This window comes from Vibrio sp. ER1A, from assembly GCF_000733315.1.
Lineage (GTDB): Bacteria > Pseudomonadota > Gammaproteobacteria > Enterobacterales > Vibrionaceae > Vibrio > Vibrio mediterranei.
On sequence record NZ_JPJA01000086.1, the window covers coordinates 1,027,232 to 1,042,580 of the forward strand.

The following is a 15,349-nucleotide window of genomic DNA, read 5'->3' on the forward strand; positions in this document are numbered from 1 at the left end:
TGTTTTAATGTCGCCTAACGTCAATCGACGCATCAGTAAAAAGCGTCGTCACCCCTGCGTAGGCGGGGATCTTATTTTAGTTGGGCAAATACTTTTAGTAGATTCCTGCCTGCGCAGGAATGACGTAAAAAGTAGGGATGACGTTAAAAATTCGAGCAACGATTTTAAAGATCTCGCAGAGGATCTTTGAGAAGGTAAAGGAATCATGACTGAATTACTTCAAAGCCTAAGCACGCAAAATGAATTTGTTGCACGCCACAATGGGCCAAACAAATCTGACCAACAAAAGATGCTGGACGCGATTAACGTACTCAACCTAGATACGTTAATTGAAGAGACTGTCCCAGCGCAAATCCGCCTTGAAACGCCAATGACGCTAGACGCTCCAATGAGCGAAGCGGACATGCTGGTTGAAATGAAAAAATTCGCGGATTTGAACCAAGTTAAACGCACATTCATCGGTCAGGGTTACTACAACACCTTCACGCCAAACGTGATTCTGCGAAATGTTCTGGAAAACCCAGGCTGGTACACAGCCTATACACCTTATCAGCCTGAGATCTCTCAAGGCCGCCTTGAGTCACTTCTAAACTACCAACAAATGGTCATGGACCTAACTGGTATGGAAATCGCTAACGCGTCGCTACTTGATGAAGCAACTGCAGCGGCAGAAGCGATGACCCTATGTAAGCGTGCTGGTAAGAGCAAGAGCAAAGTCTTCTTTGTCGCTGACGATGTACACCCACAAACGTTAGAAGTTGTGAAAACTCGTGCAGAGTTCATCGGATTCGAAGTTCAAGTTGGTTCACTTGAGTCACTACCTGAACAAGATGTGTTTGGTGCATTAGTACAGTACCCTGGCACAACAGGTGAAGTACGCGACCTAACTGACATCATTGCTAAAGCACAAGCAAACAAGACGCTAGTAACGGTAGCCACCGATCTTCTTGCTTCTGCCCTACTTAAACCTGCGGGTGAAATGGGTGCAGACGTAGTTATCGGTTCTGCACAACGCTTTGGTGTACCAATGGGCTACGGCGGTCCACACGCAGCGTTCATGGCAACAAAAGATAAGCATAAGCGTACTATGCCTGGTCGTGTTATCGGTGTTTCTATCGATACTAACGGTAACCAAGCACTTCGTATGGCAATGCAAACTCGTGAGCAACACATCCGCCGCGAGAAAGCGACATCGAACATCTGTACTGCTCAGGCACTGCTTGCCAACATGGCTGCGTTTTACGCGGTTTACCACGGTGAAGAAGGCCTTAAAACTATCGCTCGCCGTACACACCACATGACAGCTATCCTAGCAGCAGGTCTGACTAAATCTGGTTATGAACTGGCTCACAACAGCTTCTTCGACACCATCACAGTCAACACCGGTGAGAACACAGATAAGCTGCTTCAAAAAGCCGTGGCATCTGACATCAACCTACGTCAACTAGATGGTCAAATCGGTATCAGCTTCGATGAAACAACAACGATTGAAGATATCAACGTCCTATTTGCCGTCTTCGAAGTTAAAGAGAAAGTAGAAACTCTATCTGCTGAAATCGCTGGTAATGAGTTTGCCGCTATTCCAGAGAACTGTCGTCGTACTTCTCGCTACCTAACTCACTCTGTGTTCAACACGCACCACAGCGAAACACAGATGATGCGCTACCTAAAACAGCTTGAGAACAAAGACTTCTCACTGACGCACGGTATGATTCCATTAGGCAGCTGTACCATGAAGCTAAACGCGGCAGCTGAAATGATTCCTGTAACTTGGCCAGAGTTTGGTTCTATTCACCCATTCGCACCAATGGACCAAGCGGCGGGCTACACAGCCCTAGCTACTGACCTTAAGAAGAAGCTATGTGAAATCACAGGCTACGATGAGTTCTCACTGCAACCTAACTCAGGTGCATCTGGTGAGTACGCTGGTCTGATTGCGATTCAACGCTATCATGAAAGCCGTGGCGAAGGTCACCGTAACGTTTGTTTGATTCCAAGCTCCGCACACGGTACTAACCCAGCGACAGCGTCTATGGTGTCAATGAAAGTGGTGGTAGTGAAGTGTGACGACAACGGTAACATCGACACTGACGACCTAGTTGCGAAGATTGAAAAACATCGCGAAAACCTATCAAGCATCATGATCACCTACCCTTCTACACACGGTGTGTACGAAGAGCATGTGAAAGAAGTGTGCGAAATGGTTCACGAAGCTGGCGGTCAGGTTTATCTAGATGGTGCGAACATGAACGCGCAGGTTGGTCTGACTAACCCTGGTTTCATCGGCTCTGATGTTTCTCACCTGAACCTTCATAAAACCTTCTGTATCCCACACGGTGGTGGCGGTCCAGGCATGGGTCCTATCGGTGTAAAATCACACCTAGCACCTTTCCTTCCAGGCCACATCGAAAATGGTGTTGAAGGTAGCGATTACGCGGTATCTGCGGCAGATCTAGGCAGTGCTTCTATCCTACCAATCTCTTGGGCATACATTGCAATGATGGGTGAAGCGGGTCTAACTGACGCAACTAAAGTCGCGATTCTAAACGCGAACTATGTAATGGAACGTCTACTTCCTCACTACCCTGTTCTTTACCGTGGCACTAACGGCCGCGTAGCGCACGAATGTATTATCGACATTCGTCCACTTAAAGAAGAGACAGGCATCAGTGAAGAAGACATCGCTAAGCGTCTAATGGACTACGGTTTCCACGCACCAACGATGTCGTTCCCGGTTGCTGGCACGCTAATGGTAGAGCCAACAGAGTCCGAGGACCTTGAAGAGCTAGACCGTTTCTGTGACGCAATGATTGCTATCCGCAACGAGATGACACAAGTTAAAGAAGGTGTTTGGCCACTAGATAACAACCCTCTTGTTAACGCGCCTCACACACAAGTAGACCTATCGAAAGAAGAATGGGATCGTCCATACTCTCGCGAACTAGGCTGCTTCCCGTCAAGCGCGACTAAGACCTGGAAATACTGGCCAACGGTTAACCGCGTAGACAACGTGTACGGCGACCGTAACCTAATTTGCTCTTGTCCAAGCATTGATAACTACGAAGACTAGTTTTCTATGCCACAAATGATACTCAAAAGCGAACCTTAATCGGTTCGCTTTTTTATTTTAAGGACTAATGGGCTGTTTTAAGAACTCTGCCATCATGCATACAAATTGCGAAGAACGAACCGTAACTCCCCGTAAACTAGTACTTTCCTATATCGATATCATCACATTCTGTTGACTGGGTGTTATAGTAGCGACTCTAATCAAGTATCAAGGATAAAGTAAAATGGATAAATTTCTAAAGCTACTGGCGACTAAGCCTAATGAAGTCACTTTCGAGCAAACAATGCAGGTTATCGACGAACATTTTGACTTTAGCCCAGTCAGCTTTGTAAACAGAGAAACCGAAAATCAGGCAGGACAAAACAATGGCTCTTGTAAGATTTTTGCTTTTGCTCAGATACAAGGATTAGACAAACCATCAACACTCGCTTGCTTCGGCCAGTTCTATCGTGATGACGTGTTAAAGAATCCAGATGGCAGTGACCATGCCAACATTCGTAATTTTATCCAGCATGGCTGGGCTGGTATTCGCTTTGAAGGTGCGGCGTTAACAGCGAAGTAAGGTTTAGCGATGATGGATTTGGTCTGCAATATTGATACTGCAGACCAACAATTTCCGCCACTTTTATTTCATAATTGGATAAGTAAAGAATAATAGATGAGCCAAATTAAATAAGAAGTGGAATAACACTGTAACCCAAAGTCGTGAACTGTAATGATAAATCAAGCCATAGCCCACACCAGCTAATGTTGCAAAAGAAACCAGTAGTAAACCACCATTAAAGTGCGCTATACCAAATAACAAACTCGCCGCAGCTACGCCCACAATCCAACCAAATCGTTTACTTAGTGATTGCTGTACAAAACCACGGAAGAAGGCTTCTTCTGCTGTACAGGTAAGCAGTAAGTTATTTAACGAAAATAGCCACCACCAATAAGGCATTGTAAACTCTGGCTGCAACGCACCGAGTTGCCATGCAAAGGGTAACAAAGCAAATAATGGGATTGCGCTAAATAAAATAGCTTTGTAATTAAACGTAGCCTTACTTCCTAAAATTGCAGGGTAAGCCAACAACAAACCGAAAAAGATGAACGGCTTATCAAGATTTAAGTACATAGTAAACGGGATGCTTTGGGGGCCTGCGATAACAGAATCAAGCACTTTCGCATTACCAAAGCCTGGTATTAAATGTAAGAAAAGAACCACGCACCAGAGCAGAATAAATAGGTAACTTCCTAATTGCCATTTTCGTTCCAAACTCGGGGTTTTATAAGCGATGGCAAGGCCAACAAGCAGTGTAGTCAAGCCGATGATGTTAAGCCTGTTCTCTATCAAGCCGCCAATCAAGCTGATAATAACAAGAACGATACTAAGTCTAGTTTTATCAACAAAAGCAAAGATAATGGCCAAAGAGAGTGGTAGCCAAATCCACATGGAGGTATCTAAAATCATCGAAAGCCTTTAGAAAAATTGCAATACCGAAGTGATTCTTTAAGACAATGCGCAGTTAGGTTCGACAGCACCACTACATTAGTAATGTTTAGATTGCCTAAACAGTAAAGCGCCCCACAAACCAAGGCGCTTTAATTAACATATGCCGTACAGCTAGAGATGAAGTAGCAATAAACTACAAATACGCTTCTCTGCTCGCACTGCTTGTTTTAGTTTTATTGCTTTACCGCAGCAATTGCAGCATCGTAATTTGGTTCGTTGGTTACCTCTGAAACTAACTCACTGTGAACCACTACGCCTTCTTTATTCACACATACGATTGCACGAGCCGTCAAACCTCGTAGAGCACCTTCTGGAATTGCCACTCCATAGGTTTCTGCAAAATCTGCGCTACGGAAGGTCGATGCGTGCTGAACATTCTCAACCCCTTCAATTTCACAGAATCGACCAGCGGCAAAAGGTAAATCAGCTGAAATACAGATCACTTGCGTATCTTCTAGCTGCGCTGCTTCTTCATTGAAACGCTTTACACTAGTCGCACACACAGGCGTGTCAATGCTTGGGAAGATATTAAGAATCAGGTTCTTACCTGTAAGGCCTGATAACGTAAGGTCCGATAAATCAGACGCAGCAAGAGAAAACTCAGGTGCAGACTCACCAGCTACAGGAATAGAGCCTGCAATAGTTACAGGGTTACCTTGGAAAGTTACTTGTGCCATTTTTATACCTTTACTTTCTGTTATATGAGTACCTAAATATAAAATCGCATTCGTATAACTTGTTCAAGATCAATTTTTCAGATCAGACCTGACATTTCTATACAGACATAATGCTCTTGATATGAACAAAGCTGCATTTATTAACCAACATACTAGTTCTCACCTTACATATTTCATGTAAGCCTGTACTGAAGTTGCTGATACAAAAATGGACAGAACTCGTTTTGGAATACCTAACATTCGCAACTTATGTATTCTCTTTTATCAAGCTTCTTTACCATTCTCAGAGGAGCTACGTTTCCCTTCGGCCTATTTGTTAACTGGTTGCTATTCGTTTACTAGATTTCCCTACGAGTTTGATGTCTGGATGCTTATGAGAAACAATTTCTACACACTCATCTGAGGTTGCCATTAAATGAGACCATTCATCTTCATAGCCTGAAATGAACGTTATTGGACTTTCTTTGCTCCATTGATGCCCTTTAATAAGAGCACAATTTGGGAATTTCTCCCCTACCGCCCAAAGTTCGAGTAAACCGCCTTCATCTAATAGGCGAAACCCACTTACCGTTTCAAACATGACATCGTATAGAGATTCAGTTTCTTCATGGAAGACACTTACTATCAATGCGTAATCTTTATGCCGCTCACTTCCTTTAAGCTCGTAACCACTACCATCTGGATACGTCACTGAAAAATGCCTTCCATTCCATGATAAATCGACGATATATATCGTTCCTTCACTGAATGGAGTATCCCATTCTTTAACTTCCATATGTCTTCTCCCATTCACTGATTCAAGCGACCTAACGCTTATTGGCTGATTTTTAATGGATTTTGTCGTTCAATATTGCAATCTTTTTATACCAGTTCAATTAGCAACCATTAGTTTATTTTTGGTTGAACACACCAAACAGCACCTTTGAACCTTGTGAGAGAATCCAGACTAAACAAGATCAGCGAAAGTTGAACCACTCTGAATGAAAATTCTTCGTGTCGAATCTGATTGCTTTTAGTTGACCAAGCAACGCCTTCCTAAATCCAACAGGACCACAAAACCAGATACTTCGTTGCGCAATATCAGGATGTTTTTGACGTATCTGCTCAATAGACAAAAAAGAGTTTAGCCGATTATCGATCACATGAAACTCAACGTTTGCTTTTCTGGCTGCACTTTCCATCTCTAGGATCAGTGAAGGCGATGGGCTCTCGGTACAATAATAGAAAACAACTCCACCCCTATTTGGTTGCTGGGCGAGTTCCTCCAATCGGGCTTTAAACGCCGCGCAACCAATCCCCCCAGCAATCCATACTTGCTTTTTACTATCGTCAAAATCTAACTTGCCTGAAGCCAAATAAAAATGATAGCCAGGGTGAGGGTGAGCACCATTGAATAGAGTTTGTTCATAATAACGCTCCTGTTGAGCTTTAACTCTACTCCTTCCAATGTAACCCTACGTCAGGGAGAGTAAATCAGTGTAAATGTCTAATCACTCTCTTCCACCAACTGACTATTGGTCATCTTAGATAAAAGCTCAGCGATTCGATTTCTCATATCGCGCCTATCCACAATCATATCTAACGCCCCATGCTCCAAAAGAAACTCACTTTGCTGAAAGCCTTCTGGCAATTCTTCACGTACGGTTTGCTCAATGACTCTGCGTCCAGCGAAGCCAATTCTTGCTTGGGGTTCACCAATATTAATGTCACCCAGCATAGCGATGCTAGCAGACACACCGCCATATGTTTGGTCAGTGAGGACGGAAATATAAGGTAATCCAGCCATTGATAGTTGATTCAAAGCGGCACTGGTTTTGGCCATTTGCATCAATGCCATTAAAGATTCTTGCATCCGTGCACCACCACAAGCTGAAAAACACACTAGGCCACAATTGCTATCTCTCGCGACGTTAACAGCATGAACAAACCGAGCACCTACTACCGACCCCATAGAACCAGCCATAAACGAAAACTCGAACGCGCAGGCGATAACAGGTAACCCCATAAGCTCTCCCTTCATTGCGACGAGGGCATCTTTCTCCCCAGTTTCTTTTTGTGCTGAAGCTATGCGGTCGGTGTAATGCTTTTTATCTTTAAAACCCAAGATATCCTCTGGCTGATAGTGACTTGCAATTTCAACCTGTTCCTCGGTATCTAAGAAACTAGCGAGACGCCGACGCGCTGTTATTCGCATATGGTGACTACATTTGGGGCATACCTCCAAACTCAGTTGCAACGCTTTGTTGTAAAGAATGTGGCCGCATTGAGGGCACTTTCTCCACAAACCTTCTGGTATGTTTGCTTTGCGATTACTAACCAATTTTTTTCTATGTAATAGCTTTTCAAGCCAATTCATGCGCGTTTATACCTTCGTGATTTAACTGATTTCATCATTGTATAAACTCATATTTAGCAATAAAGTGTCTATATTGAGTTACTTAATCCAGTATTTTGGGACAATAAGTCATGCTTGAGAGAATTGATCAACAATGGCTAAAGAGCTTTCATTGTGTGTACGAAAACATGAGCTTTAAACGTGCCGCGGAGTTTCTCCAATTGCCAACCTCCAATCTCAGTCGCCATATCAGCTTGCTTGAAGAGCGACTTGATACCCGACTCTTCGATAGAACGACTAGAAAAATTGCGCCGACAAGTGCTGGGGAGCAGCTATATCTACTCACACAGCCTCTGCTAAATAAGCTTAATGATGCACTTGAAGAGGTTACGTATCATTCTCGAGAGGCCATTGGGCAGTTGAGAATACTGATGCCCGATTCTCCTGTCTTGGCTAATGCCGTGGTGAGTTTCTGCAGAAAACACCCCTCAATTTCGCTTAGTTGTGATACCAGCGTCAGCCCCAAGGAAGATTTATTCGACGGGTTCGATGTGATTTTAAAATTCCATCGAGGGAATCTTGACGATACTAATTTGGTAGCGAGGGAAATTAAACGCTGGCCTAGTATTGTAGTCAGTGCTCCGGAACTTCTTGATCGTTATCCAAAACCCTTTAGGACCACTGACTTACAACACATTCCTTGCATTAGCAGTCTGACCGCCATCAACGGCGAACCGTGGGTTTTCAAAACGGACAGCGGTGAACGAATTACCCAAAAAGTTAAGTCTTCTTTTAAGGTCAATAGCGGACATCTTGCTAAAACAGGCGCGCTCTCTGGTATAGGGCTGGCAATTCTCCCTAGAGACATATGCCAAAGTGAACTGAGTTCTGGTGCTTTAAAAGTGATAGAAATGGAGCATCAACCTGATGACTTGGTGCTATACGCATTTTACGCGTCAAGAAAGCATGTAGCTAACAAGATACCGTTGTTCATTGAACATATTAAGCACTGCGCGCATTTTGACGGTTGAATAATACCGGTTCCCTAGTAATACTTCGCACCGTAACTCACTTTCCTGTAAGAACTGAAACCATGAAAAAACCTGTTTTGCTCTTGAGCCTCATACTTATATCTTTCTTTTCATCTGCCTCAACGCTCGATGAGTCTATAGCATCAATTGAACAACGAATCTCAGGACGCATAGGTGTCTCCGTTTTGGATTCCAGCAATCAACAGCAATGGCACTATCGAGGCAATGAGCGGTTTCCTATGATGAGCACGTTTAAAACTCTGGCATGTGCCAAGATGTTGCATGACGTTGACTCAGGAGAGCTAGACAAGAACGCTCTGGCTCCCATAACGTCTGACAAGCTTATTCCTTGGTCACCGGTCACAGAAAAAATGGTGGGCAGTTCTATTACCGTCAGCAAAGCTTGTGAAGCGACAATGGAAACGAGCGACAACACCGCAGCCAATATCGTTCTACATTCCATAGGGGGACCTCAAGGACTCACTGAGTTTCTGCGTTTGAACCAAGATGACGTGACTCGATTAGACCGCATTGAACCAGAGTTAAATCAGGCACTTTCAGGCGATAAACGGGATACAACAACACCAAATGCGATGAATACCACACTGCATCGTCTTCTATTTGAAGGTGCACTGAATCAAGGTTCGAAAAATCAGTTAATAGCTTGGATGCAAGGGAACACGGTTTCAGATTCATTGCTAAGATCAATTCTACCGAAAGGATGGTCTATTGCAGACCGCTCTGGTGCAGGCGCTAATGGTTCACGTGGTTTTACTGGTGCTATTTGGGCTGACAATCACAAGCCAATGATCATCAGCATTTATCTAACACAAACCGACCTATCGATGTCTGAACGTAACCAAATCATCAACGAAATTGGTGGGTTGATTTTCGAGACGTATGCTATCAAATAACGAACTAAGCACAGCGCTAACTTAGTAGAATGCATGCCGCCGCTAATTATATTCCTCCACTAAGATAGTGGTCGGCATGTTAACTCATTGAAGGAATCTTACGCAGAAGCTCTAAGTCGGCGCTCTATCTGAAATCACCTTACCATCTTTAATAGTAATAATACGTTTAGTACGCTCTGCTAATGCATTGTCGTGAGTAACAATAATGAGTGTTCTGCCTTCCTCATGAAGTTGATTAAACAATGCTTCAATCTCAGCGCCTGACTTCGAGTCCAATGCGCCTGTGGGTTCATCAGCTAGGATAATTTGAGGGTCATTTACCAAGGCTCTAGCAATGGCAACTCGCTGCTTTTGACCGCCAGATAGTTGGTTTGGTTTATGGTCAAGGCGGTCCCCTAAGCCTACCTGCTCTAGCAGTCTTGCCGCACGCTGGCGACGCTCTTTGGCTTTAATTCCGCCGTACACCAGAGGTAACGCTACATTGTCGAGTGCGGTAGCGTATTCAAGTAAATTGAAGCTCTGGAACACAAAGCCAATCTTCTGGTTTCGAATTGCAGCTAGAGCATTAGCGGTTAAACTCGCGACATTCTGGCCTGCTAATAAATAGTCCCCATCGCTAGGTTTATCTAAGCAACCAAGCATGTTCATTAGGGTTGATTTTCCAGAACCTGAAGGACCAAGAATCGACAGGAATTCACCTTGGTTAATGGTTAAGTCAACGCCATCTAATGCCCGTACTTCCATTTCACCACTAGCGTAGTATTTGCAAATGTTAGTCAGCTCAACAAGAGGCATATTTGCCAAGCTTTGTTTCGCGTTATTGTTACTCACTTTGTAATGCCTCCAACGGGCTGACTTTTGCCGCTCTGTTGGCGGGTAACCAAGCTGATGCGACACCGATAATCATTAAGGTAACGATAACAATCGCGACCACAATCCAAGATAATTCAGGAACAGGCTTTCCGAGTTGTTCATAGAACGCATTGCCCTCAAGGCTGATGGTGCTAATCGCAGAGATCAGAGCGTAAGTGACACCTAACCCTAACGCGCCACCCATCATCATGGTCATAAGAGATTGAACTAAATAATGAACACGGATAGCCGTAGGCGTTGCCCCCACCGCCATACGAACGCCAATGTCGCGAGTTGAACGCTTTACCGTCGCATACATGACATTGGCAATCCCAACACCCGCCACCGCAAGAGTGACAAAACCAATAATGCCTAGGAAGCTTTGTAAGCCAATAAGAAACTGCTGCATACTTTTTTGTCGTAGGAACATGTCTTCCACTTGAACTACTTGCTCGTCATGGACGCTTGCTCCGTGTTTACGAGCGATGACTTGGCGAATGATTTGCGCCAACCTTTTGCGGTCCACATTGGCTTTAGGTTCGACGTTTATACCGCCAATGTCTCCATTGGTGTGAAACCGTTGCCAAGTAGCCAGCGGTACAAAGCTCGAATAGTTAATGCCATCCCCTTGCTCAACTCGTCCGCTATTCTTCGCCAAAACCCCAACAACCGTAAATTCCTCACTGCCAATTTTCACCTTTTTTCCAACAGGATCCGCTTGTAAAGTCACCGTCGCAAACCAGTTATAGTCGTCAGTTGGATTAAACAGATCCGCAGCCAATGAATAGCCAAGCACAACCACTTTGCGCATCTGCTTTTGGTCAAGCGGGTTCAACCATCGTCCTCCCGGCAACGGGGTTAGGTTAGTCATCGACGCAAAATCGGTCGGAACCGCTATCGGCTGTTGCCATGAACCTCTATCGCCAACCGTGATGTTTTCATTCCATTGAGCAGTAGGAGCGACACTGGCTACTTCAGGTAACGCCTTGATAACTTGGACATCCTCTTTTTTTAGCTTAAGAAACTTACCTTGGTGGAAAGCGCCATGGTCGATACTGGCGATGCCACCAGTTAAGTAGATCAAGTTGCCATTGCCATTTTGCGCCGTTTTCAGTACTCCTTGACGAATACCTTCACCGACAGCAAGCATGGCAGCAATACATAGCGTTGCCCAAGCCACCGCCAATATGGTTAAACCCAGACGTAACTTTTCTGCTGACATTTCCTGAAAGATTTGTCTTATTGGTAACAACATCGCTACGCCCTCGCACTTAACGCAATAACCGGAGTAAGGCGTGAACCTCGCCTCGCGGGAAAATAAGAGGCCATCAACGCTAAAATCAGAGTCACCAGTAGCGACCAAGCAATGGAGCCTCCGGTTATCATTGGTGTGCCTAACCACTCGGGAAGAGCGATAGAGTTAAGTAACATTATGGTGGCAAAGGCGAACGCCAACCCTAGCGCCGTTCCAACGGCAACAAGAATGAGCCCTTCAAGGATAAACTGATTCAGAATCGATTTTTGCGTTGCTCCGACTGCTAGGCGTACACCAATTTCTCTGGTTCTTTCGGTAACAGACAGGAACATAATATTAGCAACACCAAGCGCACCAACTGCCATGGTCATAGCGCCACTCGCGCCCAAGAAAATCTGGATACCTCTGAAGATCCCCTTAATCATTGAGGCGCCCTCGCTAAAGTCTGGCATATCAATGGCCTCTCTATCTGTGGGATCAAAATGAAGCAGCTTCGAATAAAAGTCGGCGACGCTTTTTCTGAACGAATGTGCGTCCATGCCCTCAATAGGCTTCATCAACAGCATCCATGGTATAACGTTCCATAAATCACGATAAGTAGTTTGAGGAATGTACACAGTGCGACTATCACTGAAAAAGCTGGCGGAATCTTCATCTTTGAGCACGCCAATCACTAGAAAAGGAATGCCGTTCACTTTGACGGTATGGCCAATGGAGAGGCCTCCCATCTTGGCAATTTGGTCGCCTAACACGGCTACACGAGTGTGATTAGCAATATCACTAGGCGAGATATGGCGCGAAGTGGGTTCGAACTTACTTTGCATAAGGGAGAAATAGCTCGAGTCGATACCGTTTACACTGCTCGATAGGTTTTGCCCTTTTTCATTGGTAACACTGGCATCCCATTTGGCGTAAACACTCGATACAGCATCGACGAAGCCGGTGTTTTTTATTCTTTCAACTTGCTCTTGGGAAATAGTGATCTGACGTCTAGAAGGTAAGCCTTGCCAAGCCTTGCTGGTACTAGAAGGAAATGCAACCTGTACATTATTCATCAAGAAAGATAGCTGTTGAGTTTGGTGACGATAAAAGCCCTCTCCAAGTGCAATCAATACCACCACGGAGATGACACCCCAAGCAATGGCAATAATTGCGAGTGCACTTTTCATGCGGTGCGCCAGCAGAGTTTGCCATGTTTGCTGCATCAGATTGGTCATGAGTTAAGTGCTCTAGATATCAATGCGATCGTGTCATCATCCAGCTTTCCTGCCGTTTGCAATAAGCCTATGCGCTGGCGCCAATAATTGTACAGATTGGTTTTTAGGCTGTTTTTTGCTTCAAACAGACTGTTGTGGGCGTTGATTACTTCTGACACTTCCAGCAATCCAGCATCGTATAGTTTCTCTTTACTGCGCAGGACTTTCTCTCGAGATAGCACCAGTTTGTCTGCCATCAGCACTTGATTCCAATTGATTTCCACTTGAGTAAATTGCTGCACCAATCGTTTATGGATGTCGATCTCTACTTTGCGAAAGTCCTGCTTGGCGCTGAGAATATTAAGTGATGCTTCATCTACTTTGGCACGCGTCGAGCCATTGAGGTCAATGGGGACACTTAGGGTAATACCAGCACTGAACTCACCATCTTTGCGTTGGTCCCCGCCGTTGTATCCCACATCTCCCTTTAGTGTTGGGTAATAACCACCTTTGGCAGAATCTCTCGCAAATTCGCTCGCTTTAACATTCTGCGCCGCCACCAGCAGCTCTGGACTGCTGTCTTTCGCAAGCTTTAGCCATTGTTGTTGTGAGTTCACCAACATAGGTGGCTCTACAAGTGAATCGGTACGAATTTGATCAACACTTTGCGGCGTTTGATTGATAAGTTCGGCAAGCGTTGCTCTTTTTACTTCTAAGTCAGCTTGCGCGCTTAAAATACCCGCTTGTTCAGAAACCTGAGTTGCCCGAATCTCTTCAACATCCACAGATTTTACTTTACCTGCACGGTAGCGCTTCTCGATAATCTTCAGCAGTTTATTGCCTTCTTCTAGCTTAGACTTGGCCAGTTGAAGATCTCCCTGCGCACTTGCTACGTCCAAATATGAAGACAACAGTCTTTGCGCCAACTCGTTGTGTGAGCGAGAAAGCTCTAGTTGTGCTTTAATGTAGTTCGCATTCGCCAGGTCTAAATCTGACCATAAACTGCTATCCCAAATGGTTTGAGACAGTGTTGCCCCGTAGCTATTCGAATTGTCTGTCGACTCACTCCAATTAGCAGAGGCATTGGCACTTAAGTCGGGTAGTAGAGAACTGCGCCTTGCATCAACTCCCACTTCACCCAGTTGCACGCCGATTTTAGCTTTTTCATAATTCGGGTCATTTTGTTTTGCCTGTTGCCAAGCTCGCTCTATAGAAATCGCATAACTTGGTAAGCTCAAGGTGGTAATTAATACCGCACACCCTAGTTTCGACAAAGATAACTTAGCCATGTGTGACTCCTGCCATCATGCTGTTATCGATAATCTCTTCGTTCAACTCAACTCCATCGAGCACCTCGACATTGATGCCATCCGATAGACCAAGTTTCACTTGTTGTGTGTGAAAACCCTGCTCAGACGCATCGGGGATCAGTACATTGGGTGTGTCGCCGTTAAATTGCAGTGCTCGCTCAGGCAGGGTTAAGACATTTTCTGACTTCTTCAGGGTAATTTTAGCTGTCGAGGAGAAACCTGAACGCAGAACCACATCTTGAGGAATCGATAACTGACCCACTTCCACGCCAAATCCGTTGTCGAAGCTCTTTGCGGTTGAGTTACTGGCGGGAGAATTTAGATTTTCAGATTGAATAGCGACCTTAGTCAGCACTCCGGTAATCTCCACATCGGGATACGGCGCAACGGTCAACACAACAGGCATCCCTGGAGACAGTTGAGCGGCGTCATGTTCACTGACACTGCCTTTGAAAATTAAGCTATTCATATCCGCCAGCGACATCATGGCGGTTGCCTCTTGGCTAGATTGAGTAGAAATAATTGGCTCACCAACCTCTACTTTGCGATTAAGCACCGTGCCGTCAATAGGCGCGTAGATGGTTGATGTCAGACGAGCATTACCGATGGAGGCTTCACCGCTGCGGATAAGCTCAAGGTTCTGACGCTTCTGCAACACATTGGCTTGAGCGGATTTCACTGTCGAACGAGCGCTTACGTACTCATCGTAGTTCTTAGGAATAATGTCCTGCTCAACTAAGCTCTTTAAGTTGGCAAGCTTCTGCTTGGCTGATTCAAGCTCTGCTTCACTGCGCATCAAATCGGTTGAAGCATCGGTTAACGCTTGAGGTGTTGGATTAGGGCGAACCTTGATGAGTGGTTGACCTTGTTTGACTTTTTCACCGACGCTGACATAAATTTCACCTACAATTCCATCAATCTGAGATTTGATGGACACCGAGTGAGCAGGCACGATATTACCAACGGCCACCGCCTGTTTCTCAATAGTTCCCTTTTCCACCGCCAGTGTAGGAAAAGCTAACGGCTGATCCGAAGATTGTAGATAGAAATACGCACCGCCGCCGAGCAGCGCCACACACGCCGCCGAGACCAACCAAGTTTTCGCCATCATTCACACCAATTATTGTTACACGACCTTGTGACCAGCCCGTGAATATAAAGTTCTAGGATGATAGCGACTTTAGTGCATGAAATTTGTCATGCTTGGTATGGTT

General features: G+C 45.0%; 13 protein-coding genes. 4 read left to right on the forward strand and 9 right to left on the reverse strand.

What is annotated here, in order from left to right:
• Positions 1-205: 205 nt before the first annotated feature.
• Together gcvP and HW45_RS11645 are read left to right on the forward strand one after the other, a co-directional pair.
• A complete protein-coding gene (gene gcvP / locus HW45_RS11640) occupies positions 206-3,070 on the forward strand; it encodes an aminomethyl-transferring glycine dehydrogenase (protein ID WP_038227084.1) in 2,865 nt (954 codons plus the stop codon).
• Between the two features lie 223 nt (positions 3,071-3,293).
• Positions 3,294-3,632 (forward strand): HopJ type III effector protein, encoded by a 339-nt coding sequence (locus HW45_RS11645; RefSeq protein ID WP_038227085.1) that lies wholly within the window; start codon positions 3,294-3,296, stop codon positions 3,630-3,632.
• Between the two features lie 63 nt (positions 3,633-3,695).
• Here the strand turns inward: HW45_RS11645 and HW45_RS11650 are convergent, their stop codons facing one another.
• The 4 genes from HW45_RS11650 to accD form a co-directional block, all read right to left on the reverse strand.
• Positions 3,696-4,523, reverse strand: coding sequence for a CPBP family intramembrane glutamic endopeptidase (locus HW45_RS11650; RefSeq protein ID WP_038227086.1), 828 nt, complete (start codon positions 4,521-4,523; stop codon positions 3,696-3,698).
• Positions 4,524-4,738: 215 nt separating this feature from the next.
• Positions 4,739-5,242, reverse strand: a complete 504-nt coding sequence (gene tpx / locus HW45_RS11655; RefSeq protein ID WP_038227087.1) for a thiol peroxidase — start codon at positions 5,240-5,242, stop codon at positions 4,739-4,741.
• A 316-nt stretch (positions 5,243-5,558) separates the two neighbouring features.
• Complete coding sequence (locus HW45_RS11660; RefSeq protein ID WP_038227088.1) at positions 5,559-6,017, reverse strand: hypothetical protein; 459 nt, start codon at positions 6,015-6,017, stop codon at positions 5,559-5,561.
• A 711-nt stretch (positions 6,018-6,728) separates the two neighbouring features.
• The gene (gene accD, locus HW45_RS11670) at positions 6,729-7,598 is read right to left on the reverse strand and encodes an acetyl-CoA carboxylase, carboxyltransferase subunit beta (protein ID WP_038227090.1); all 870 of its coding nucleotides are present in this window, start codon (positions 7,596-7,598) and stop codon (positions 6,729-6,731) included.
• 110 nt (positions 7,599-7,708) lie between these two features.
• Here accD and HW45_RS11675 point away from each other — a divergent pair, with 110 nt between their 5' ends.
• Both HW45_RS11675 and bla read left to right on the forward strand, forming a co-directional pair.
• Positions 7,709-8,608, forward strand: a complete 900-nt coding sequence (locus tag HW45_RS11675; RefSeq protein WP_038227091.1) for a LysR family transcriptional regulator — start codon at positions 7,709-7,711, stop codon at positions 8,606-8,608.
• Positions 8,609-8,670: 62 nt separating this feature from the next.
• Positions 8,671-9,522: a class A beta-lactamase gene (gene bla / locus HW45_RS11680; protein WP_038227092.1), complete on the forward strand. Its 852-nt coding sequence runs from the start codon at positions 8,671-8,673 to the stop codon at positions 9,520-9,522.
• Positions 9,523-9,633: 111 nt separating this feature from the next.
• Here the strand turns inward: bla and HW45_RS11685 are convergent, their stop codons facing one another.
• The 5 genes from HW45_RS11685 to HW45_RS11705 are packed head-to-tail and all read right to left on the reverse strand — an operon-like array spanning position 9,634 to position 15,243.
• The gene (locus tag HW45_RS11685; RefSeq protein WP_031493825.1) at positions 9,634-10,326 is read right to left on the reverse strand and encodes an ABC transporter ATP-binding protein; all 693 of its coding nucleotides are present in this window, start codon (positions 10,324-10,326) and stop codon (positions 9,634-9,636) included.
• A gap of 19 nt (positions 10,327-10,345) precedes the next feature.
• On the reverse strand, positions 10,346-11,629 hold the full coding sequence (locus tag HW45_RS11690; protein ID WP_038227093.1) for an ABC transporter permease: 1,284 nt from the start codon (positions 11,627-11,629) through the stop codon (positions 10,346-10,348).
• Between the two features lie 2 nt (positions 11,630-11,631).
• Positions 11,632-12,846 carry an ABC transporter permease gene (locus HW45_RS11695; RefSeq protein WP_038227094.1) on the reverse strand — a complete coding sequence of 405 codons (1,215 nt, stop codon included), beginning with the start codon at positions 12,844-12,846 and terminating at the stop codon, positions 11,632-11,634.
• A complete protein-coding gene (locus HW45_RS11700; RefSeq protein WP_038227095.1) occupies positions 12,843-14,114 on the reverse strand; it encodes a TolC family protein in 1,272 nt (423 codons plus the stop codon). Before HW45_RS11700 ends, HW45_RS11695 begins: the two co-directional genes overlap by 4 nt.
• The gene (locus HW45_RS11705) at positions 14,107-15,243 is read right to left on the reverse strand and encodes an efflux RND transporter periplasmic adaptor subunit (protein WP_038227096.1); all 1,137 of its coding nucleotides are present in this window, start codon (positions 15,241-15,243) and stop codon (positions 14,107-14,109) included. Before HW45_RS11705 ends, HW45_RS11700 begins: the two co-directional genes overlap by 8 nt.
• Between the last annotated feature and the right edge of the window lie 106 nt (positions 15,244-15,349).

What these genes read in the sequence shown, in the direction of transcription:
- HW45_RS11695 (WP_038227094.1), bottom strand. Translation starts at nt 12,846, where the DNA reads ATGACCAATCTGATGCAGCAAACATGGCAAACTCTGCTGGCGCACCGC.
- HW45_RS11660 (WP_038227088.1), bottom strand. Translation starts at nt 6,017, where the DNA reads ATGGAAGTTAAAGAATGGGATACTCCATTCAGTGAAGGAACGATATAT.
- gcvP (WP_038227084.1), top strand. Translation starts at nt 206, where the DNA reads ATGACTGAATTACTTCAAAGCCTAAGCACGCAAAATGAATTTGTTGCA.
- HW45_RS11690 (WP_038227093.1), bottom strand. Translation starts at nt 11,629, where the DNA reads ATGTTGTTACCAATAAGACAAATCTTTCAGGAAATGTCAGCAGAAAAG.
- accD (WP_038227090.1), bottom strand. Translation starts at nt 7,598, where the DNA reads ATGAATTGGCTTGAAAAGCTATTACATAGAAAAAAATTGGTTAGTAAT.
- tpx (WP_038227087.1), bottom strand. Translation starts at nt 5,242, where the DNA reads ATGGCACAAGTAACTTTCCAAGGTAACCCTGTAACTATTGCAGGCTCT.
- HW45_RS11675 (WP_038227091.1), top strand. Translation starts at nt 7,709, where the DNA reads ATGCTTGAGAGAATTGATCAACAATGGCTAAAGAGCTTTCATTGTGTG.
- HW45_RS11650 (WP_038227086.1), bottom strand. Translation starts at nt 4,523, where the DNA reads ATGATTTTAGATACCTCCATGTGGATTTGGCTACCACTCTCTTTGGCC.
- HW45_RS11645 (WP_038227085.1), top strand. Translation starts at nt 3,294, where the DNA reads ATGGATAAATTTCTAAAGCTACTGGCGACTAAGCCTAATGAAGTCACT.
- HW45_RS11700 (WP_038227095.1), bottom strand. Translation starts at nt 14,114, where the DNA reads ATGGCTAAGTTATCTTTGTCGAAACTAGGGTGTGCGGTATTAATTACC.
- HW45_RS11705 (WP_038227096.1), bottom strand. Translation starts at nt 15,243, where the DNA reads ATGGCGAAAACTTGGTTGGTCTCGGCGGCGTGTGTGGCGCTGCTCGGC.
- bla (WP_038227092.1), top strand. Translation starts at nt 8,671, where the DNA reads ATGAAAAAACCTGTTTTGCTCTTGAGCCTCATACTTATATCTTTCTTT.